This window comes from Veillonellales bacterium, assembly GCA_039680175.1.
In the GTDB taxonomy this organism is placed as follows: domain Bacteria; phylum Bacillota; class Negativicutes; order JAAYSF01; family JAAYSF01; genus JBDKTO01.
On the sequence record JBDKTO010000008.1, the window covers coordinates 16,109 to 38,821 of the forward strand.

The window sequence follows — 22,713 nt, forward strand, 5'->3', positions numbered from 1 at the left end:
GCAAATGTAATTTGGGGCAACAGCCAAGACATGAGGAGGAGTATGATGCGAAAAAAAGAATGTGTGGCTATGCTGCTGGCCGGCGGTCAGGGCAGCCGACTGGGCAGTTTGACCAAAAAACTGGCCAAACCGGCCGTCCCTTTTGGCGGAAAGTACCGGATTATTGATTTTGCACTAAGCAATTGCCGCAATTCAGGACTGGATACGGTAGGCGTGCTGACCCAATACCAGCCGCTGGCGCTAAACCGGTATATCGGCCTGGGCAGTGCCTGGGACCTTGACCGGAAAGACGGCGGCGTTTTTTTGCTGCCGCCTCATACGAAAGAACTGGCGGCGGAATGGTACCGGGGAACTGCCGATGCGATTTACCAGAACATCAATTTTATAGAGCAATTTAATCCCAGCTATGTGCTGGTATTATCCGGGGATCATATTTATACTATGGATTACGCGCTGATGCTGGAATTTCATAAGAAAAACCGGGCAGAGGGGACGATTGCCGTTATGGAAGTTCCCTGGGACGAAGCCAGCCGCTTTGGTATCATGAATATCGGCGATACAGGCAGAATCAGGGAATTTTGCGAGAAACCGGACCAACCCCGCAGTAATCTGGCTTCTATGGGAATTTATATTTTTAATTGGAAAGTATTAAAGCGGCAGTTGGAAGAGGATAGCAAAGAACATCTTTCCGGTCACGATTTCGGTAAGAATATCATTCCCCGGATGATATCCAGCGCTCATTCCCTGTACGCATATCCTTTCACCGGCTACTGGAAGGACGTGGGAACGGTGGAAAGCTTCTGGCAGGCGAATATGGATCTGTTAGCGGATAAGCCAAGGCTGGATATTTATAATCCGGACTGGCGTATTTATTCCGTTAATCCTGCCCGGCCGCCTCATTATGCGGGAGTGGGGGCTAAGGTCACGTGCTCCCTGGTGGGAGATGGCGCTTCGATTTACGGGGAAGTCGATCATTCGGTTATTTTTCCCGGAGTGAATATCAGTGCCGGGACGGTTGTCCGTAATTCCATTGTCATGCCCTATGTCCAGATTGCAGCGCGGGTGCAGATGGAACGGGCGATTATCGGCAGGCGCACAATTGTAGAAGATGGCGCCAGGATTGGCTGGCAATTGGTTGGGGATTTCCCGGAAATAACGGTGGTGCCGGAGCATAGTCTGATTGCCGCCGGCCATTTTTATGGCCCGGCAGGACTGATTCAGCAAAAACAGGTGGTTTAGCCGGTAAGCGGGATCACCGGTGGAAAATTTTAGAAACGGGGTGCCGGAATGGAGAACGTGATGGGAATTATTAATGGAAATGAACGAAAAGAATTGCTGCGGGAAATCACAGGGCATCGACCGCTGGCTGCCATACCCTTTGCCGGGCGATACCGGATTATTGATTTTATATTATCCGGCATGGTCAACTCCGGCATTCAGAATGTGGGTATTTTAGTACGGGATCCATATCGCTCCCTGATGGATCATTTACGCTCCGGCAAGGAGTGGGATCTGGCCCGCAAACGGGACGGCCTATTTATTCTTCCGCCGTCCTCAGCAGCTAAAATTGGCGATACTGGCGATATTGAAAATCTGGTTCATAATTTAGATTACATCACCAGCAGCCGCCAGCAGTATGTACTTTTGACCGGCAGCTCCCTGGTGTGCAATATCAATTATCGGAAGGTTTTTCAGTTTCATCTGCAGAGCCATGCAGATATTACGATGCTGTACAAGGAAGAGGAGGGGGTTGAACCGGGATACAGGACCGTATTAACGTGCCGTAAAGACGGACGGGTAACCGGCATTGCCGTGAATCCGCCGTCGGCCGTGACGGGCAAGCTGTCCCTGGGGATGTGCCTGATGGCTAAAAAACTGCTGGTGGAATTGGCAGTCGGCTGCAAATCCCGGGGCGGTCAGGACCTGCTGCAGGACGGATTGATCCGGAACCTTGACCGGCTGCATATTTACGGCTATCCCTATAAAGGGTATCTGGCCCGTATTGACTCGATTGCCAGTTATTACCGCCATAATATGGAACTGCTGAACCCGGAGAAACGGCAGGAATTATTTTTCAAGTCCGGCTTGGTGTATACCAAAGTAAAAGACGGGGCACCGGCAAAATACAAAGCAAGCGCCGGCGTGGTCAACGCGATGATCACTAATGGCTGCGTCATTGCGGGACGGGTGGAAAACAGTCTGCTGTTTCGGGATGTGACGATTCATTTTGGCGCCTGCGTCAAGGACAGCATTATTATGCAAAAGGGCAGTATTGGCGAAAATGCTGTATTGGAAAACGTCATTTGTGATAAAGATGTGACCATTACTGCCGGGAAACGGCTTAAAGGGAAACAAAGCGTACCTTTGGTAATCGCCAAAGGTACGGTCATTTAACAGCGTAATAACCACTCGCTGGCGGGTGGTTATTATTATTAACAAAAGCTGACGAAATATGGCAGGATTTTACGGTTCAAAGGAGAAATTCTGAAATAATAAAATATTTTGGATTAGGATGAAAAATAATGGAGGGTGCCATGGAGAAAGAACGGATGACGAATCAGCAGGAACAGGCCAGAAGAAAATTCAAAGCCGTATTCATCCACAAATTGCAGACAATGCAAGGTAAAAGCTTGGATGAGGCGACTCTCCATGATAAGTACACTGCTTTAGGCCATGTTGTCCGGGATTTTATCAGCCACAATTGGATGCAGACCAATCGGCAGTATAGTGATAACGGAGAAAAGCAGGTCTATTATTTTTCTATGGAATTTCTTCTGGGGAAACTGCTGGACATGAATCTGATTAACACCGGGTTGAAAGATATCTGTCAGGATGCCTTGGCTGATTTAGGCATAGATCTGAAGGGATTGGAAAGGGAAGAGCCGGATGCCGGGTTGGGCAATGGCGGCTTAGGCCGCCTGGCTGCCTGCTTTTTGGATTCGCTGGCTGCTTTGGGATTGCCCGGCCACGGCTGCGGCATTCGCTACCGCTATGGATTGTTCGAACAGAAGATTGTCAACAAGCAGCAAGTGGAGCTGCCGGATAATTGGCTGAAGGACGGCTATCTGTGGGAATACCGCAAAACCGATAAAACCGTCACCGTGAAGTTCGGCGGCAATGTTCGCACCGAAAAGAAGAAAGACGGGCAGCTGGTCTTTTATCATGAAAATTATGAGGCAATTTTGGCTGTTCCTTATGATATACCCATTATCGGCTACCGGAACAATACCGTCAATAATCTCCGGCTGTGGAATGCCGAACCGGCTCAGGTGGAATTCGATTTATCGTCTTTTAATAAAGGCGATTATTTAAAAGCGGTGCAATATAAGCAGTCGGTGGAGAGTATATCCACCATATTGTATCCAGAAGATACCTTTTATGAAGGCCGCTTACTGCGGCTGAAACAGCAGTACTTTTTCGTTTCGGCCGGACTGCAGAGTATCGTCCGCCGTTTTAAGAAAAAAAGTTATCCGATCAGGCAGCTTGCAAAATATGTGGCCGTTCACATCAATGATACCCATCCGGCGGTGGCTGTTCCCGAGTTGATGCGAATATTAATGGACGATGAGGGACTGGGCTGGGAGGATGCCTGGAGCATTACTACTCAAACCATATCCTACACCAATCATACCATTATGCCGGAAGCGTTGGAAAAGTGGCCGGTGGATATGTTTCAGGCAATGCTGCCCCGGATTTACATGATTGTTCAGGAAATTAACGAGCGGTTTTGCCGGCAATTGTGGGAACAATATCCCGGGGAATGGGATAAAATTCATAACATGGCCGTTCTGGCCGACGGACAAGTTCACATGGCCCGATTGGCCGTTGTCGGCAGTCACAGTGTAAACGGGGTAGCGGCCATTCATTCCGCTATATTAACGCAGCATCTTTTTCCCGATTATCATCAATTTTATCCCGGGAAATTCAATAATAAAACAAACGGTATTGCCCACCGGCGCTGGCTGTTAAAGGCCAATCCGGGACTCGCGGGATTGATTACCGATACCATTGGCCAGGGCTGGATCAGACAACCGGAGGAACTGATTCGCTTGCTGGCAAGCCGGGAAAATGCCGCCTTCCGGGAACGGCTGGCAAAAGTAAAGCGGCAGAATAAGCAGGCCTTGGCCGGATTTATCCGGGATAAGTATAGTATTGCCGTGGATCCATCTTCGATCTTCGATGTGCAGATTAAGCGTATTCATGGCTACAAGCGGCAGTTATTAAATATTCTGCGGATTCTCGATCTATATAACCGGCTGAAAGCTGACCCGGCGCTGGATGTTCTGCCCCGTACCTGTATTTTTGCCGGCAAGGCGGCTCCCAGCTATAATATAGCGAAGCAAACTATCCGATTAATTAACAATATGGCAGCGGTGATTAATAATGACCCGTCCATTGACAATAAGCTGAAAGTGGTTTTTTTGGAAAACTACAGTGTGTCTCTGGGGGAAATATTGTTTCCGGCCGCCGATGTCAGTGAGCAGATTTCAACAGCCAGCAAGGAAGCATCCGGCACCGGCAATATGAAGTTTATGATGAATGGTGCCATCACCATTGGCACATTGGACGGAGCGAATGTTGAAATCCGTGAGGCGGTTGGGGATGACAACCTGTTTATTTTTGGGCTGACGGCAGATCAGGTTTTTGAATATTACAGTCATGGCGGGTACTCTTCCCGGGAACTCTATAATAGTGATCCCCGCATTAAAGCAGTGCTTGATCAGCTGGTTGACGGAGCTTTTGCCGGTGAAGCGGGAGAGTTCAAACTGCTTTATGAATCGCTGCTCGATCATAATGATGAATTTTTTGTGCTGAAGGATTTTAGTGATTACCTAAATGCTCAGACCAAGCTGGAACAACGATACAGAGACCAAACAGCCTGGTTGAAAATGAGTGTTGCCAACATTGCCCATTCTGGAATCTTTTCCAGTGATCGCAGCATTGCCGAATATGCTCGGGAGATCTGGAACATCCATCCGGTGGAAATTATCCGCTAGTTTGGGAGGAGGAAAAAGGAATGAATCTGTTGCCGCTAAGTGAGCAGAACATTTATTTGTTTCACGAGGGCACCCAGTATCGAAGCTACCAAATGCTAGGCTCCCATGTCACCCGGCAGAATGGAGTATCCGGCGTGAAGTTTGCCTTGTGGGCTCCCAATGCGGTGCGGGTAGGCGTGGTGGGAAATTTTAATGGCTGGCAGGCCGTACGGCACGAAATGCAGCGGATTGATCAATCCGGAATTTGGTCTTTGTTTATTCCGGAACTGGAAAGCGGTGAACTTTATAAATATGAGATTGATACTTTCGATGGGCGCAAACTGCTGAAAGCCGATCCTTATGCATTTAGAGCCGAACTTCGTCCCGGCACGGCTTCCCGGGTATGTGAGCTTTCTCATTATTCCTGGCAGGATGCTGCCTGGCAGCAGGTCAAACGGCAGCAGTCGATTTATGAACAGCCGGTGTTGATTTATGAGGTTCATTTGGGCTCATGGCGCCGGAATGATGACGGCGAGTGGCTTTCTTATCGGGAAATGGCAGATCAATTGGCCGATTATGCGGCAAAAATGGGCTATACTCATGTGGAACTGCTGCCGGTGGGGGAACACCCCTTTGATGGGTCATGGGGTTATCAGACAACGGGATATTATGCGGTGACCAGCCGCTATGGTCCGCCGGAGGATTTTATGTATCTGGTGGATCGCTGTCATGACCGGGGCATCGGAGTCATCATGGACTGGGCTCCCGGTCATTTCTGCAAAGATGATCATGGATTAAGGCTGTTTGACGGTACGGCTCTGTATGAACCAGCTTGTCCGGAAAGAGGGGAAAACCCGGAATGGGGCACCGCTAACTTTGACTATGGCCGGCCGGAAGTCAGGAGCTTTCTGATCTCCAATGCGCTGTTTTGGCTGGATATTTATCATATTGACGGTATCCGGGTGGATGCCGTGGCGAACATTTTGTATCTGGATTATGCCAGGGAACCCGGTCAGTGGACGCCAAACCGCTACGGTGGCAACGGTAATCTGGAAGGTGCCGAATTTATTCGCAAGCTCAATGAAACCGTGTTTCTCTTTTATCCGGAAACCATGATGATTGCCGAAGAGTCGACTACCTGGCCGCTGGTTTCCCGGCCGACTTACGCGGGGGGACTGGGCTTTAACTTTAAATGGAATATGGGCTGGATGAACGACATGCTGCGCTATATGTCCATGGAGGGAATTCATCGACAGTGGCATCATGAATTAGTGACATTTTCCCTTATGTATGCTTTTTCCGAAAATTTTATTCTGCCGTTATCCCACGATGAAGTGGTGCATGGCAAAAAGTCGCTGCTGGATAAAATGCCGGGGGATTATTGGCAGAAGTTTGCCGGCCTGCGGGCTTTTTACGGCTATTGGATGGCTCATCCCGGCAAAAAGCTGCTGTTTATGGGCGGCGAATTCGGCCAGTTCATTGAATGGAAATATAATGACAGTCTGGACTGGCACTTGCTGGATTATCCCATGCATCACAAACTACATCAATATGTGCGGGCTTTAAATCGGTTTTATTGCCGGGAAGCAGCATTATGGCAGATCGATTTTGATTGGCACGGCTTTGCCTGGATTGACTGCCAGGATGCCAGCCAAAGTATCGTCAGTTTTATTCGCCAGGGGAAGCGCAAAGAAAATTTTTTGATTGTGGTCTGCAATTTTACGCCTGAGGTCCGGGAAGAATATCGGATTGGCGTGCCCCAGCCAGGTAGTTACCGGGAAATCTTTAATAGCGACCGGGAAGAATACGGCGGGTCGGGACAGGTCAATGAGGGAGAAATCAGCAGCGAAACGGTGGAATGGCATAACCGGGAGCAATCCATTGTTTTGCGGATACCTCCCCTGGCAGTGATTTATTTACAACCGGTGAGTGGTTTTTCACATCGGAACCGGAGCAAGTAATCCACGACAGAGGGGAGTCTGCTTATGAACCATAAGGAATGTATGGCTATGCTTCTGGCCGGCGGACAAGGGAGCCGGCTGGGAAATCTCACCAAACGGTTAGCTAAACCGGCAGTGCCTTTTGGCGGCAAGTATCGTATTATTGATTTTGCTCTCAGCAACTGCAATAACTCAGGAATTGATACGGTTGGCGTGCTGACTCAATATAAGCCGTTGGCTCTGAACAGCTATATTGGCATAGGCAGCGCTTGGGATCTGGACCGGAGAAACGGCGGAGTATTCGTACTGCCGCCTTATGTCAAGGAAAAAGGCGGGGAATGGTATAAGGGTACGGCGGATGCTATTTATCAAAATTTGAATTTCATTGATTCCGTAAATCCCGAATGTGTACTTATTCTATCCGGTGATCATATTTATAAGATGGATTACTCTGTTATGCTGGAGTTCCATAAGGAAAAACAGGCAGATGCCACCATTGCTGTTATTGCCGTACCCTGGGAAGAGGCCAGCCGGTTTGGCATTATGGCAGCCGACGAACAGCAGCGGATTACCGAATTTGCCGAGAAGCCGAAACAGCCGAAGAGCAACCTGGCTTCCATGGGGATTTATATTTTCAACTGGCAGATTTTAAGACGATATTTGCTGGCCGACGGGCAAAACTCCGCTTCCAGCCATGATTTTGGCAAAGATGTCATTCCTCAGATGCTGCATAGCGGGCAAAAATTGGCGGCGTATCCCTTTAGCGGCTACTGGAAAGACGTCGGAACAGTGGAAAGCTACTGGGAGGCCAACATGGATTTGTTGGCTTCGCGGCCGGAACTGAATATTTACGATTCATCCTGGCGTATTTATTCGATGAATCCGGCTCGGCCCCCTCAGCATCTGGGACCGGAGGCCAAGGTAACTCGTTCTCTGGTTAATGAGGGCTGCTTGGTTTACGGCGAAGTGGATCATTCGGTTATTTTTCCTGATGTTCATATTGGCGTTGGCAGTAAGATTACCGACTCTATCCTTATGCCGGGAGCGCGGATTGGCAGGAACGTTATGATCAAGAAAACAATTATCAGCGGCGATGTTCAGATCGGCGATGGCTGCCGGGTGGCCGGTCCGGGAGAAGGAACGGATCAGCCGATTCTCGTGATTGCCGAGGGAGTCGTTGTTTCGGCAGGCACCGTGGTAACGCAAAATCTGGCCGGCAGTATGGAGTTAGAGGCGGCGGTCGAAAGGAGGGAATGAGGCATGGACTTAATGGGAATGATTAATCTCAATGAATCGGAAGAGTACTTGCAGGAATTGACCCAACACCGTCCTTTGGCGGCCATTCCTTTTGGCGGTCGGTATAGGCTGCTGGATTTTGTCCTGTCTAATATGGTTAATTCCGGTATTACCAATGTGGGAATCTTGTTTCAGCATAAATATCGGTCCCTGATTGATCACCTGCGATCCGCCAAAGAGTGGGATCTGGCCCGCAAACGAGACGGGCTGGTCATTTTGCCGCCGGCTTATTCCAATTTCAGCCGGCCGGTGGTTCATGGCGGCGATGTGGAGAATTTTTACAGCAATCTGGACTATGTTCGCTACAGCCGGCAGCCGTATGTAGTTATTGCCGGTTCCGCCGCCATTTGTAATTTGGACTACCGTCCGGTGCTGGAGTATCATCTGGGGCAAGAAGCCGATGTCACGGCTGTTTATACAACCGAAAATTGTTCCCGCACCAATTGCCGGGGAGCCGTTACCCTTAACGTGGACAATGACGGGAAAGTTATGGATATGCAGGTTAATCCGGGTAGCTTTGGCCGGCAAAAACTGTCTATGGGAATGTTTATAATGAAACGGGAACTGCTAGTGGAACTGATAGAAGACTGCATGGCCCATGGCGGCTATGATTTTGTTAAACACTGCCTGATTCGAAATCTGGAAAAACTGCGCGTTTTCGGCTTCGCTCATTCCGGTTACAGTGCCCGGATTTATTCGCTGGACAGTTATTTTCGTCACAGCATGGAACTTTTGCAGCCGGCGGTCTGGCAGGAGCTTTTCTTTCATGCCGGGCTGATTTATACAAAAATTAAGGATGAGCCGCCCTGTAAATATACGGAGACGGCTAAAGTCAGCAACTCGCTGATCGCCAACGGCTGCCTGATTGAAGGAACCGTGGAAAACAGCGTTTTGTTCCGGGCCGTTCACGTGGACAGGAATGTTCATATCAAAGACAGCATTATTATGCAAAAGAGTCAGGTGGATAAAGGGGCTGTTTTGGAACATGTGATCTGCGACAAAAATGTACATATTACAGCCGGCTGCCGGCTGCGAGGAGTCGTCAATTATCCCATGGTAATAAAAAAAGGAATGGTGGTGTAGTCAAATGAAAGTGTTGTTTGCCGCCGCTGAAGCCGTACCTTTTGCCAAGACGGGCGGCTTGGCTGATGTGATCGGGTCTTTGCCCAAAGAGCTTCGCAGACAAGATGTGGATGTACGGGTCATTTTACCCCAATACCAGGATATTCCGCAGCGCTACCAGCAGCAGATGGCACCGGTCCGGCAGACCACAGTGCCTGTTGGCTGGCGGCAGCAGTACTGCGGTGTGAAACAATTGACATACCAGGGGGTTGTCTTTTATTTTATTGACAATGAATATTATTTTAATCGCTCCGGCTTTTACGGCTATTATGATGATGCCGAGCGGTATGCCTTCTTTTGCCGGGCCGTTCTGGAAGTCCTGCCGCTGATTGATTTTCAGCCGGATGTGATTCATTGCCACGATTGGCACACCGGTTTGATCAGCGTCTTTCTCGAAGCCTACTATCGGGATAACGCATTTTATGATCACATTCATACTTTGTTTACGATTCATAATCTGCGTTATCAGGGAGTGTTCAGCAAAGACATCTTTGCCGATATTCTTGCTCTGGACTGGAGTTACTTTACTGCCGACAAGCTGGAATTTTTTGATCAGGTGAACTTTATGAAAGGCGGTTTGGCATTTTCAGAGCTGATCTCCACCGTCAGCAAAACCTATGCCCAGGAAATACAGTATCCTTATTTCGGCGAGCAGCTGGATGGGATGCTGCGTCGGCGCCGGGATGATCTGACCGGCATCGTCAACGGTATTGATTACGATCAATATAATCCAGGTACTGATTCGCATATTGCGGTTAACTACAATGCGGATTCTTTTCACTTGAAGCAGGCCAACAAGGCCAGTTTGCAGGATTTGCTGCGTCTGCCGGTGAAACGGGGTGTTCCGCTGCTGGCCATTGTATCCCGCCTGGTGGATTCCAAGGGACTGGATTTGGTGGCTTGCATCATGGATGAGTTTGTTTCCCGGGAAGACGTACAGCTGGTAGTTTTGGGCACAGGGGAAGCGAATTATCAGCAAATGTTTCAGCATTTTGCCTGGCAGTATCCGGCAAAAGTGTCGGTCAATCTTTTTTTTGACAACCAGCTGGCGCAGCAGATATATGGCGGAGCGGATATGCTGCTGATGCCATCCAACTATGAGCCCTGCGGTATCAGCCAGCTGATTGCCCTGCGCTACGGCACGATACCGGTGGTGAGGGAAACCGGCGGCCTGAAAGATACTGTTCACTCCTATAATAAATATACAGAGCAGGGAAATGGCTTTAGTTTCGCGAATTATAACGCTCATGAATTTTTATATACGATGAAACGGGCTCTGGGCTTGTTTTACGATAAACCGGTATGGGAAAAAATCGTCCGCAATGCCATGGCAAGCGACTACAGTTGGCAGCGGTCAGCTAAACAGTATGTTGAACTGTATCAGCGGCTGGTAAAAGGAAGATAATATAATAGCTATGAGCTATGAGCTATGAGCTATGAGTCTACAGCCAACAGCCAAATACTATCGAAAGTGAGGGATTTGCCGGTGTGGCAGAATCAGGTAGTTCATAATTCGCAGTTGCTGGCGTATCGCAGCCCCTTTGGGGCTGTTTCTTGTCGGGAAAAGATTACGTTCCGGCTTAAGGTTCCCAGTGATGCCGGTGTGGAAGATGTCGAACTGCGCACTTGGCTGGATGGAACAGGAGAAGAGAAGTTTGTGATGAAGCCGGTAAAGCAGAATGAAGGGGATCTGTTTTATCAGGCGGTCGTCACGGCTCCGGCTTCGCCGTCCGTATGGTGGTATTACTTTCTGCTGAGCAAAGACGGGAAGATCTGTTATTACGGCAACAGTCCCGACGGCTTAGGCGGCGCCGGTCAGGTTTATGACCGGGAACCCCCTTCTTATCAAGTAACGGTGCATCAGCCGGACAGCGTTACTCCCAATTGGCTCAAAGAGGCAGTCATTTATCAGATTATGCCGGACCGCTTTTACAACGGTGAACCGGAAGGGAAAATCTTACAACCGAAGCAAGGCAGTGTGGTTCATCCCTACTGGGAGGATACTCCTTACTATACCAGGGACACGGTTACCGGGGAAATCGTAGCGTATGATTTTTTTGGCGGCAATCTGCGGGGAATACTGGCTAAGCTCCCCTATTTGCAGCAGCTGGGCATTACGGCGCTCTATCTGAACCCGATATTTGAGGCTGTCAGCAATCATCGCTATGATACCGGCGATTACCATCAAATTGATGCCATGCTGGGGGATAACGATTTGTTTGCCGAATTGTGCGCCAAGGCGGCGGAAAAAGGCATTGCGGTTATTCTTGACGGTGTGTTCAGTCATACCGGGCGACAAAGCCGTTATTTTAACGGCAACGGGACTTATCCTGATACGGGGGCCTGTCAGTCGAAGGAGTCTCCCTATTATTCCTGGTACCGGTTTCGGCACTGGCCGGATGATTACGAATGCTGGTGGGGAATAGACGATTTGCCCAATGTGGAGGAAACGGAGCCTTCTTACCGGGAGTTTATCATCAGCGGTGGCGGCAGTGTGCTGAAATACTGGCTGAGTCAGGGAATTAAAGGCTGGCGGCTGGATGTGGCCGATGAATTACCGGAATCCTTTATCCGCGAGTTTGCTAAAACGCTGAAGGAAGAAGATCCGGATGCGGTGCTGATCGGCGAAGTATGGGAGGACGCTTCCCATAAGGTCAGCTATGGCGGTATGCGTCATTATCTGGGCGGTGGCGAACTGGATTCGGTGATGAACTATCCTTTTCGGGAAATCACTCTGAAGTTTTTACTGGGAGAACAGGATGGAGCGGCGACTGCTCGCGCCTTATTCAGTCTGTATGAGAATTATCCCAAGCAGAACTTTTATGCTATGATGAATTTAATCGGCAGCCATGATGTTCCCCGAATATTGACACTGCTGGGAGAAGCACCGCCGCCGGAAAACCTGACTGGGGGACAGCAGGCCCGCTATCGTCTGCCGGCGGACCGGCGGCAGCTGGCAGTCGCCAGACTGAAGCTGCTGGTACTGTGGCAAATGACCTTTCCCGGCGTGCCTTCGGTTTACTATGGAGACGAAGCCGGGCTGGAAGGCTATAAAGATCCCTTAAACCGGGGGACTTATCCCTGGGGGCGGGAAGATCAGGAGATCTTAGCTTGGCATCAGCAACTGATTCGTCTGCGGCACCAGCAAGATGCCCTGAAGACGGGAGAATGGCTGAACGTATATGCCCAAGGCGATAGCTACGGCTATCTGCGCCGGATTGTCAATGGCCGGGACGTATTCGGGCAGCAAAAGCAGGACGGCATGTTCCTGATCCTCTTAAACCGCAGCCGGAACCAATCGGTAACCGTTACCGTGGACTTGGCCCAATGGTGCCGGGGAATTTTGCGGGACGTATTGCAGGAAGGACGGGAGTACCCAATAAAGGACGGAAAACTTATTTTGACGCTGCAGCCACTGGAAGGTAAGCTGCTGACCCAGCCGGATCAGCCGGCTCTCAAGCGGGGCTGTGGCATTCTGCTTCATCCCACAGCTTTGCCATCCAAGTATGGAATTGGTGATTTAGGTAAAGAGGCCTATGAATTTATTAACTTTTTAGCCGAAAGCAAGCAGAAATTATGGCAGATACTGCCCTTAAATCCAGTGGGCTACGGTGAATCGCCTTATCAATGCTTGTCGGCTTTTGCCGGCAACCCTCTGCTGATTTCATTGGGCAAGCTGGTAAGGGGCGGGCTGCTGCCGGCTTCGGAAGTGAGGGGCCGCCTGGATTTTGATCCTGACAGAGTGGAGTTTGATCGGGTGTGGGACTATAAAGAACGACGGCTGCGCCTTGCTTATGAAAATTTTCAGGCAGCTGACAAGCCCGGCGGGTACCGCAGCTTTATGAACGCCAACAGCAGCTGGCTGGAGGATTACGCTTTATTTATGGCGCTAAAGACATATTTTCAGGGGGCTGCCTGGAACTGCTGGCCAGAGGAAATCGCTTTTCGCCGCCCAGAAGCTATGACAAAATACCGGAAGCTGCTGGCGGCAGAAATCGACTATCATAAATTTTTGCAATATGTCTTCTTCAGGCAATGGGCATCCCTGAAAGGCTACGCCCATCAGTGGGGCATTCAAATCATCGGTGATTTGCCGCTGTTCATTTCTCAGGACAGCAGCGATGTATGGGCCAATCCCGGGTTGTTTGCATTGGACGAGGCCGGCTGCTGCGCCAAGAAGGCCGGCGTTCCGCCGGACTATTTCTGCACTGCCGGTCAGTTGTGGGGCAATCCTCAGTATTGCTGGGAAGAAATGGTCAAGGACGACTATCAGTGGTGGCGGGAACGGGTATCATTGCTTTTAAAACAGGTGGATATCATCCGGATTGATCATTTTCGCGGTTTTGAAGCCTACTGGGAAATTCCGGGCAGCGAGAAAACGGCAGTTCACGGAACCTGGGTTCAGGGGCCGGGAGAGAAGTTTTTCGCCACATTGGAAAAGTATCTCGGCAAGCTGCCGGTTATCGCGGAAAATCTGGGGGTGATTACGCCGGCGGTAGAAGACTTAAAGCAGCAATTTAATTTCCCCGGGATGAAAGTGCTGCAGTTTTCTTTTAGTCAGGACGAGCAAGGCAGCTGTCGGCCTTTTGCCTGCACCCGGAATACGGTGGTGTATACCGGAACTCATGATAACGATACTACGGTCGGCTGGTATCAGCAGCTGCTGGCCGATCAGCCGGAACTGGCCCGATGTATCGGGGAAATGCTGGGGTTGTCGGAACAGGAAAGTCTGAATGAAACGGCGGTTTGCCGGCAGCTGGTGGAATTTGCCTATCAAAGCAACGGCAATACTGTAATGATACCCATGCAGGATATTTTACAGCTGGACAGCCAGGCCCGCATGAACCTGCCGGGAACAGTAGGCGGCAACTGGCGCTGGCGCTGTCCGAAGAATCGGTTTACGCCCGAGGTTGTAACTTGGCTGGCGGATTTGGCGCAGCGTTACAAACGCTAGATGGTATAATTGGCCATGAGCCATGAGCCATGAGCCATGAGCCATGAGCCATGAGCCATGAGCCATGAGCCATGAGCTATGAGCTATGAGCTATGAGTACATTAGAGAATCGGGAGAAAAACAGTTATGTCAGGGAAAATACGAATTATTAATATCGAACAAGGAATGCCAACCGTTCCCCAGGCTCAGCAGACGCTGTTGGTAGAACTGCGCCGGGCCAAGGCGGAGCGGGTAATAGCGGTAAAAATTATCCACGGCTACGGTTCCAGCGGTGTGGGGGGCAAGCTGAAAAACGCTATTCGCAAATCATTGGCTTTGCGCCAGAAAGAAGGCAAATTAGCTTCTTTTGTCGCCGGTGAAAATTGGAGCGTCTTTGATGAACAAGCCAGAATAGTGTTGGAGCATTGTCCGGAGCTTAGGCGGGATTCGGATCTGGAGAATGGCAATCCCGGGATTACGGTAGCGGTATTGTAAGGGGATTACATGGAGGTTTCGCCATGGATAAGGATGCCGAATTCAAAGCAGAGCAGCGGAAAATTTATTTGCAGACTGGGCTGGTGTTGGCGTTTGCTTTGCTGCTTGTTATTAATACCGTCGGCTTGCTGGCGGGAGCCGTTTTTTACAATGAATTCTGCGTAATCAATACCAGGGCCGGGCTGGAACGGTTCAATCCGCTGCAGGCCAAACTGGCGGCAGGAAGACGCAACAAAGGCTGGCAGGATGTTGCTATCGTTTCCCGGTTTGGCTACGTGCTTAAGGGAACGTATCTGCCCAGCCCGACGCCGTCCAACAGGACAGTTGTTTTTTTGCATGGCATCACTGCCAGCCGGCTCATGGGATTATGGTACGCCGATCTCTATCTGGATGAAGGTTACAATGTACTGCTCTATGATGCCAGGGCTCACGGTGAAAGCGGTGGATCGGCGGCAACCTGGGGTTTTTATGAAAAATACGATTTGGATCAGTGGATCGACTGGCTGCAGGAACGTCAGCCCTACGGTGTCATCGGTGTCCAGGGAGTTTCTATGGGGGCGGCCACAGCCTTGGAACATGCCGGGTTGAACCAATCTTCCCGGCGGGTCAGCTTCTATGTTGCCGACAGTGCTTATTCGGATCTGGAGGAGTTGCTGACCCAGCAGATCGGGGCGACGATTCCCGGGTATAGTTCCCTTTGGGTTAAGGCCCTGCTGAAATATTCCAGCGCAGCGGCTTATCTGGATTCCCGCTTTTACTACCATGAAGTTTCACCTCTCCGGGCTGTGAGCCACGTGACAACGCCTATCCTCTATCTGCATGGTGAGGCGGACGCTCTTGTTCCGGTTGCCATGTGTTCCCAACTATTTGCTGCCACACAAGGCCGCAGCGAAATGCATACCTTTCCCGGAGTCGGTCATGCTATGGCTATTTTTACTCAAAAGGCCGAGTACCGCCGCTTGCTGCATGATTTTTTACAAAAAACAGAGAATGATTAAATAACTGTTAATTTTGGATGTTTTTTCTTTACAAAACAGCCTCTTCGTTATAAAATATGACTGCATGGTTTTTGACTATGTAGTCATATTTTATAACGAAGAGGCTGAGAAGAGGCTGAATGGTATTATTGACAATTGGGCTCGTAAAGCAGATAATGGTTTTGGTACTGATTTTTTTTTTTCGGTATCAATAGTTTCATTTGTGGAATGTTATCGCTGATTGGAGGTGAGGCTCCATGCAGCAACGGATTATGGCAGCTGCTGTAGAGGAAATGAACGAGCGGGGAATTAAATTTACCATGGGGGATTTGGCCAGACGGCTGGGCGTCAGCAAACGTTGTCTCTATGAATATTTCGCATCCAAGGAAGAGTTGATCCACGCCATTGTCGGGGTGGTTTTGGCGGATATTCAAAATCAGCGGAAAGAGGTTCTTGCTGACGGGCGGTTAAATTTTGAAGAAAAACTAAGAAGAGTTTTGACGGTGCGGCCAAAAGTTTTTTGCCTGCGAGAGGAACGCGTGTCTATGGAGATTAAACGTTTGCTGCCGGCGGAGTGGGAACGGATTGAGCGATTTATGAGCCGGAATTGGCGTACTATAGAAGAGTTTTTGCAACTGGGAATCCAGCAGGGATATTTTCGTTACATATACGTGCCGATTGTTGAAAAAATGATAAAAGGCACATTTCGCGAGGTTGATAACTACTGCTTTTTAGCCCAGAATAATGTTTCCATGTATCAGGTGAATGAGTACATGGTGGATATCCTTTTATATGGAATTGTTTCCCCCAAGCAGGGGTAACGGATCAAGCAGATTTTTGTTTTATGGCTTAGATAGAATAGTAACAGGAGTTGGAGGTGGGGTAATGTCCCAGTTTGTAAACAAGAAATGGTCGTATTTTGTTATGGCAATAGCACTTTTCAGTATTGTGCTGGCAACAGGCTGCAGCCGTCAGGCGGCAAAAACCGGTCCGCAGGCGGTAGAGGTAAAAGCAGCCCAGGTAATTCAGCGCGATACCCCGGTTACATATGAATTTGTCGGCCAGGTGGCCGCCAAGGACGAGGTGGAAATACGGGCGAAAGTTGCAGGAAATATCGTGCAAAAAATGGTACAGGGCGGGGCAACGGTACAGGCGGGGCAGCCCTTATTTTCGATTGACCAGCGCCAATATAATGATGCGCTGCTAAATGCCAGAGCGGCATTGGTTCAGTCGCAGGCGACATTAGGCCAATATCAAAGAGATTTGGCCCGCGATGAACGGTTGGTGGCGCAGGGGGCAATTTCTCAGCAAGCCTATGACAATGCCGCTACAGCGGTAGACCAGTATGCTGCTGCGGTGGAAGCCAATCAGGCAAAAGTCGCTCAGGCAGAGCATGATATTCAAGATACGCTGGTAGTATCTCCTCTTAGCGGCAGGATTAATGTGAAGGATTTAAGTTCCGGCAGCTTTGTTCAGGCGGGATCCACGACAATCGCCACCGTGTCTTCGGTTGATCCGGTATTTGTTCAGTTCAGTATCAGTGAGAATGAATACTTGCGGTTTTCCCGGGCAGGCCGGGGAAATTCGCCGGCAGAATGGTTCGGGGCATTGACCTTGATTCTCAGCGATGGTTCTCAGTACCCAATCACCGGAACTATTGACCAAGTCGATCGGGGGCTGGCGCAAAATACGGGTACGCTTACGTTAAAGGCGGTATTTGCCAATCCTCAGCAGATTCTCGTTCCGGGAATGTTCGCCCGGGTGGTGGCTCAGGGGGAAATTCGCCAGGGAGCGCTGCTGGTTCCCCAGCGGGCTGTTCAGCAAATGCTGGGTAAGTATTTTGTTACCGTAGTCGATGGGGAAGGTAAGGCGGAATCCCGGCCGATTAAAGTAGGGCCGCAGGTGGGTACCATGTGGATGGTGGAAGAAGGCTTGAATCCGGGAGAAACGGTAGTTGTCGACGGCTTCCAGAAGGCGCAGGCGGGGACACCGTTAAAAGTAACAATGATTGGACCGGAAGAGTTAGAGACTCCGGTACAGCAATAAGGTGGTGTTTCGGTGTCTAAGTTTTTTATAGAACGACCTATTTTCGCGATTGTTATCGCCATTATCATCACTATGATTGGCGTTATTGCGGCGATTAATTTACCGGTGGCTCAATATCCGCATATAACACCGCCTCAGGCATCGGTAAGCGCGACCTATACGGGGGCCAATGCCCAGGTAGTTGAGGAAACCATTGCCCAGTTGATCGAACTGCAGGTTAATGGAGTAGAAAACATGATTTCTATGATTTCTACCAGTTCCGACAACGGCAAATATTCCCTAAATGTGAAATTTAATGTCGGGACCGACGGCGATATTGATACCGTCCAAACCCAGAATCGGGTTGCCGCGGCCAATGCCGGACTGCCTAACGAAGTAAAACAGTCCGGCGTGACAACCCGCAAGGTGTCGTCTGATTTGGCGATGGTCTTTAATATGTATTCACCCAATGGCACCTACGATCAAACCTTTTTGAAAAATTACGGCAGTATTAACGTAATTGAGGATTTAAAACGGGTGAAAGGTGTCGGCGATGTCGGCGAGTATGGTGCGGATTTCAGCATGCGTATTTGGCTGAAACCGGATAAAATGGCACAATTGGGCGTTACAACGACAGAGGTGTCCAATGCTATCGGCGACCAGAACGTTCAGGCTCCGGCCGGTATTATCGGTCAGCAGCCTTCACCGGCCGATCAGCAGTTTCAATATACCGCCAGAGTTCAGGGACGGCTGGTCCAGCCGGATGAATTCAAGAAAATTATCATTCGGGCCAATTCGGACGGCAGTTTTATCCGCTTAGGCGATATTGCCGAGGTGGATTTAGGCGGGAGGGGTTATTCCTATTACGCGACTATTGACGAGCAGCCGTCGGCGGGGTTTGCCATTCAGCTATTAACGGATGCGAATGTACTGGAAACTGTCGGGGAATGTAAAAGAGTATTGGCAGAAGCTTCCAAAAAGTTTCCGGCGGATATGAAGTACAAAATAACAGTAGATACAACGGACTTTGTTACCGAGTCGATGAAGGAAGTCGTCATTACTTTTTTTGAAGCGTTATTACTCGTTGTGCTGGTTGTGTTCCTGTTTTTGCAAAGCGGCCGGGCAACGCTTATTCCCCTGCTGGCAGTTCCGGTTTCTTTGCTGGGTACGTTCGGCGCGTTTATGATTTTAGGATTTTCCATTAATACGCTGACATTGTTCGCCATGGTACTGGCTATCGGGCTGGTGGTCGACGACGCCATTGTTGTTATCGAAGCCGTTGAGCATCATATGCGCTATTCCGGCATGTCACCACATGATGCCACGGTACGGGCTATGGAGGAAGTGTCCGGGCCGGTTGTGGCCATTGCCTTCGTGCTGGCGGCTGTTTTCATTCCGGTTGCTTTCTACGGCGGTACGGTTGGCGTTTTATATAAGCAGTTTGCTCTGACGATTGCCGTTTCCATGGCATTGTCGGCACTTGTTGCCTTATCTTTAACGCCAGCCCTCTGTGCGTTGTTATTGAAACCCTATAATCCGGAACAGCATACCGGATTGCTGGCAAAATTTTTTGATAAATTCAATTCGTGGTTTGAAAGTACGGTGGAGAGTTACGGACGGGGCGTAGGCAGGATTGTTAAACGGGCTGCTGCCAGTCTTTTAATCGTAGGCGGATTGCTGATATTGGTCGGCGGTCTGTTTAAGATTCTTCCGTCATCCTTCGTTCCGGCAGAAGATCAGGGATTTTCCATTACGCAGGTTAGCCTGCCGGATGCCGCCAGCTTAAATCGGACGATAGACGTTTCTAATAAAGTGGTAGATATGATTCGTTCTCAGCCTGGCGTTGAGAGTGCCATGGCGGTTAATGGCCTGGATTTATTGGCGAATGCCAATAAATCCAGCAGCGCTACTATTTTTACCAAACTGAAACCGTGGGCTGAGCGGACAACTCCGGATAAAAAAGTAGAGAATATTGTTCTTGGCACGATGATCGGCGGCAGCCATATTCCGGAAGCGACGACCATATCCTTCAACGCTCCTGCCCTGCCGGGATTAAGTTCTCAAGGCGGGTTTACCCTGATGCTGGAGGATCGGGGCGCTCATACGGATGCCGAACTGGATGAAATCAATAAGAAATTTCTGGCGGCAGCGAAGCAGCGTCCGGAAATCGGCATGATTTCTTCCAGCTATAATGTCAGCACACCGGGATATCAATATGTGGTAGACCGGGAAAAAGCCAAGATGCTGGGCATTGCGATTGATGATATTTACCAGGCCTTACAGGTATTCCTAGGAGGCCTTGAGGTCAATGATTTTAATGCTTTTGGCCGCAGCTATAAAGTTATCATTCAAGCCAACCCCGAGTTTAGAGATAAACCGGAGGATATTCGCTACTATTATGTAAAAACTTCATCCGGGACAATGGTTCCTTTAAATACCGTGGTGAAGCAGCAGGCAACCGTCGGCCCGACTGCTATTAAGCGGTTTAACGGCTATCGGGCGATTCAGCTTAACGGCAACCAGGCCACCGGCTACAGTTCCGGGCAGACGATGACGGCACTTGAGGAAATAGCGGCACAGACGCTGCCGAATAATATCACCTACGAATGGTCCGACCAAAGCCGGGAGGAAAAGATTTCCGGCGGCCGGGCGCCGATGCTGTTTGCCTTAGCGTTGTGTTTCGTTTTCCTTTGCCTGGCAGCTCTCTATGAAAGCTGGAGTATTCCGCTGGTTGTCTTGCTGTCGGTACCTACGGGTTTGTTTGGCGCTTTCCTTTTCCAGTATATTCGTCACCTGGAAAATAATCTGTATATGCAAATTGGTTTGATCATGCTGATTGGTTTGGCGGCCAAGAATGCCATTCTGATTGTGGAATTTGCCAAGGTACGGGTGGATAAGGGGATGAATCCGGTGGATGCGGCCATTGAAGCGGCGAAACTGCGGCTGCGTCCCATCCTGATGACTTCCCTGGCTTTTATCATCGGCTGTATCCCCTTGGCAGTTGCCACCGGCGCCGGTGCCGGCGCCAGAAATTCCATGGGAACGGCAGTCGTCGGCGGCATGCTGATGGCTACATCCATTGGGATATTCCTGATCCCCATGCTGTTTGTCTTTATTGAAAAACACTTTACTGAAAAATTGCAGAACCGCAGGCAAGAGAAGCGGTTAAAAGATTCTACCACGGTTGAACCATAAGAAAAAAGCACGAGCAAGGTATTCCTGGCTCGTGCCTTTTTATATAGTTTAGTTTAATTTTCTGCTGGTAAAAAGAGATAGTAATCCGTATGTGTTTGCTTTTTTGGCACGCAGTAATCATATAGATAATATTCACAAAAAAAAATTAATATATTATGAAATATTCCCAAAGAAGTTTATTGACCGGCGTCGGGAAGTTTGTTATGTTAAATATATAAAAAAGATTTACGCTGGGTCAAAGAAGACTGCCTGCGCCAGTACATAGCGGCAGGCAGCTTTTTTTATTGATCAAGAGTAAAAAAGGAGGGTATTTTTATGAACAAATACGGCCTTTACATTAACGGGGAATGGGTGAAAACCGGGGAAGAATGTGCGGTGGTCAATAAAGCGACGGGAGAGACAGCCGCGGTAGTTGCGGTCGCCGGAGAAAAAGAGGTTGCCGCTGCGGTAGATGCGGCGGAAAATGCATATAAAAATGTCAAGCTTGAACCTTACCGCCGCTATGAAATTTTACTTGCCGCCAGCCAAATTCTGCTGCGGGAACAGAAAAAGATCGCGGCTGCTTTGTCGGCCGAAGTGGGAAAACCGTTAAAAGACGCCATGACCGAAGTGGCCCGGGCCCGTCAGACGCTGATTCTTTCGGCGGAGGAAGCGAAAAGGATCACCGGGGACATGGTTCCCCTGCAGGGGGCGCCGGCCTGCGGCAGCCGGATGGCTTTCACAATTCGCGTTCCTGTGGGCATTGTGTGCGCCATTACTCCCTTTAATTTCCCCTTGAATCTGGCCTGCCATAAAATCGGCCCTGCTTTGGCTGCCGGCAATGCCGTGGTGTATAAACCGGCGACAGCCACTTCCCTGTCTGCCGTTCTGCTGTGTGAAATTTTCGCCGAGGCCGGTCTGCCGGCCGGGTATTTGAATCTTGTTATGGGCCCGGGGGCGAAAGTCGGCGATCTTTTAATCCGGGAGCCGCGGATTAATTTCTACAGCTTTACCGGCAGCCCGGCTGTCGGCAAGTCTTTGTTAAAAAATGCAGGTTTTCGCCGCGTTGCCCTTGAACTTGGCTCCAATTCTGCCAATATTGTCCATGAGGATGCCGATGTGAAGAAGACGGCTGAATTATGTGCCCGGTATGCTTTTACCAATGCCGGACAGGTATGCATTTCCTGTCAGCGGGTCTATGTACATAAGGACATCTATCAGCAATTTTGTCAATATGCAGCTGCCTATACGCAAAACCTGGTGCTGGGCGATCCCCTTGATCCCCGGACCGATATCGGTCCGATGATCAGCGAGCAGGAAGCTGATCGCGCCGACGCCTGGCTAAAGGAGGCTGTTGCGGCAGGAGCCAACGTGCTGACCGGCGGCAAGCGAAGCGGCGCCTGGTTTGAGCCGACAATTTTAACCGATGTGACCGCGGATATGAAAGTGGTCTGTCAGGAAATTTTTGCACCGATCGTTTCTTTCATTCCTTATGAGGACATTGAAGAGGCTATTGTACAAGTCAATCATTCCGTTTACGGACTACAGGCAGGGGTATTCACGAATTCTTTGGCGATTGCCAGGACCTGTGCGGAAAAAATTCTGGTGGGCGGCGTAATTATTAATGACGGCGCTACGTTCCGGACAGATAATATGCCTTATGGCGGTGTGAAGGAGAGCGGTATCGGCCGGGAAGGTCCCGCCTATGCCGTCAAAGAAATGACCGAGGAAAAACTCATCGTCTTTAATTTTTAAACGAAAAAATAACAGGAGGC

The 22,713-nt window shown here is 49.7% G+C and carries 14 protein-coding genes; all 14 read left to right on the plus strand.

Features of this window, described 5'->3' with window-relative positions; translation table 11 throughout:
* Positions 1 to 45 precede the first annotated feature (45 nt).
* The 14 genes from ABFC84_01180 to ABFC84_01245 all read left to right on the plus strand — a co-directional run bounded on the left by ABFC84_01180 (position 46) and on the right by ABFC84_01245 (position 22,693).
* A complete protein-coding gene (locus tag ABFC84_01180) occupies positions 46 to 1,239 on the plus strand; it encodes a glucose-1-phosphate adenylyltransferase (protein MEN6411357.1) in 1,194 nt (397 codons plus the stop codon).
* A gap of 60 nt (positions 1,240 to 1,299) precedes the next feature.
* Positions 1,300 to 2,394 (plus strand): glucose-1-phosphate adenylyltransferase subunit GlgD, encoded by a 1,095-nt coding sequence (gene glgD / locus ABFC84_01185; protein MEN6411358.1) that lies wholly within the window; start codon positions 1,300 to 1,302, stop codon positions 2,392 to 2,394.
* Between the two features lie 155 nt (positions 2,395 to 2,549).
* Positions 2,550 to 4,997: a glycogen/starch/alpha-glucan phosphorylase gene (locus ABFC84_01190; GenBank protein MEN6411359.1), complete on the plus strand. Its 2,448-nt coding sequence runs from the start codon at positions 2,550 to 2,552 to the stop codon at positions 4,995 to 4,997.
* A gap of 20 nt (positions 4,998 to 5,017) precedes the next feature.
* Positions 5,018 to 6,937 carry a 1,4-alpha-glucan branching protein GlgB gene (glgB, locus tag ABFC84_01195; GenBank protein ID MEN6411360.1) on the plus strand — a complete coding sequence of 640 codons (1,920 nt, stop codon included), beginning with the start codon at positions 5,018 to 5,020 and terminating at the stop codon, positions 6,935 to 6,937.
* A gap of 24 nt (positions 6,938 to 6,961) precedes the next feature.
* The gene (locus tag ABFC84_01200) at positions 6,962 to 8,173 is read left to right on the plus strand and encodes a glucose-1-phosphate adenylyltransferase (GenBank protein ID MEN6411361.1); all 1,212 of its coding nucleotides are present in this window, start codon (positions 6,962 to 6,964) and stop codon (positions 8,171 to 8,173) included.
* Between the two features lie 3 nt (positions 8,174 to 8,176).
* Complete coding sequence (gene glgD / locus ABFC84_01205) at positions 8,177 to 9,295, plus strand: glucose-1-phosphate adenylyltransferase subunit GlgD (GenBank protein ID MEN6411362.1); 1,119 nt, start codon at positions 8,177 to 8,179, stop codon at positions 9,293 to 9,295.
* A gap of 4 nt (positions 9,296 to 9,299) precedes the next feature.
* A complete protein-coding gene (gene glgA, locus ABFC84_01210; protein MEN6411363.1) occupies positions 9,300 to 10,739 on the plus strand; it encodes a glycogen synthase GlgA in 1,440 nt (479 codons plus the stop codon).
* 24 nt (positions 10,740 to 10,763) lie between these two features.
* A complete protein-coding gene (locus ABFC84_01215) occupies positions 10,764 to 14,288 on the plus strand; it encodes a bifunctional glycogen debranching protein GlgX/4-alpha-glucanotransferase (GenBank protein MEN6411364.1) in 3,525 nt (1,174 codons plus the stop codon).
* Between the two features lie 126 nt (positions 14,289 to 14,414).
* The gene (locus ABFC84_01220; GenBank protein ID MEN6411365.1) at positions 14,415 to 14,762 is read left to right on the plus strand and encodes a Smr/MutS family protein; all 348 of its coding nucleotides are present in this window, start codon (positions 14,415 to 14,417) and stop codon (positions 14,760 to 14,762) included.
* A gap of 23 nt (positions 14,763 to 14,785) precedes the next feature.
* On the plus strand, positions 14,786 to 15,760 hold the full coding sequence (locus ABFC84_01225; GenBank protein ID MEN6411366.1) for an alpha/beta hydrolase: 975 nt from the start codon (positions 14,786 to 14,788) through the stop codon (positions 15,758 to 15,760).
* Between the two features lie 236 nt (positions 15,761 to 15,996).
* On the plus strand, positions 15,997 to 16,560 hold the full coding sequence (locus tag ABFC84_01230; protein ID MEN6411367.1) for a helix-turn-helix domain-containing protein: 564 nt from the start codon (positions 15,997 to 15,999) through the stop codon (positions 16,558 to 16,560).
* Positions 16,561 to 16,624: 64 nt separating this feature from the next.
* A complete protein-coding gene (locus ABFC84_01235) occupies positions 16,625 to 17,785 on the plus strand; it encodes an efflux RND transporter periplasmic adaptor subunit (protein MEN6411368.1) in 1,161 nt (386 codons plus the stop codon).
* A 12-nt stretch (positions 17,786 to 17,797) separates the two neighbouring features.
* On the plus strand, positions 17,798 to 20,959 hold the full coding sequence (locus tag ABFC84_01240; protein MEN6411369.1) for a multidrug efflux RND transporter permease subunit: 3,162 nt from the start codon (positions 17,798 to 17,800) through the stop codon (positions 20,957 to 20,959).
* 315 nt (positions 20,960 to 21,274) lie between these two features.
* Positions 21,275 to 22,693 carry an aldehyde dehydrogenase family protein gene (locus ABFC84_01245; protein MEN6411370.1) on the plus strand — a complete coding sequence of 473 codons (1,419 nt, stop codon included), beginning with the start codon at positions 21,275 to 21,277 and terminating at the stop codon, positions 22,691 to 22,693.
* The last annotated feature ends 20 nt before the right edge of the window (positions 22,694 to 22,713 follow it).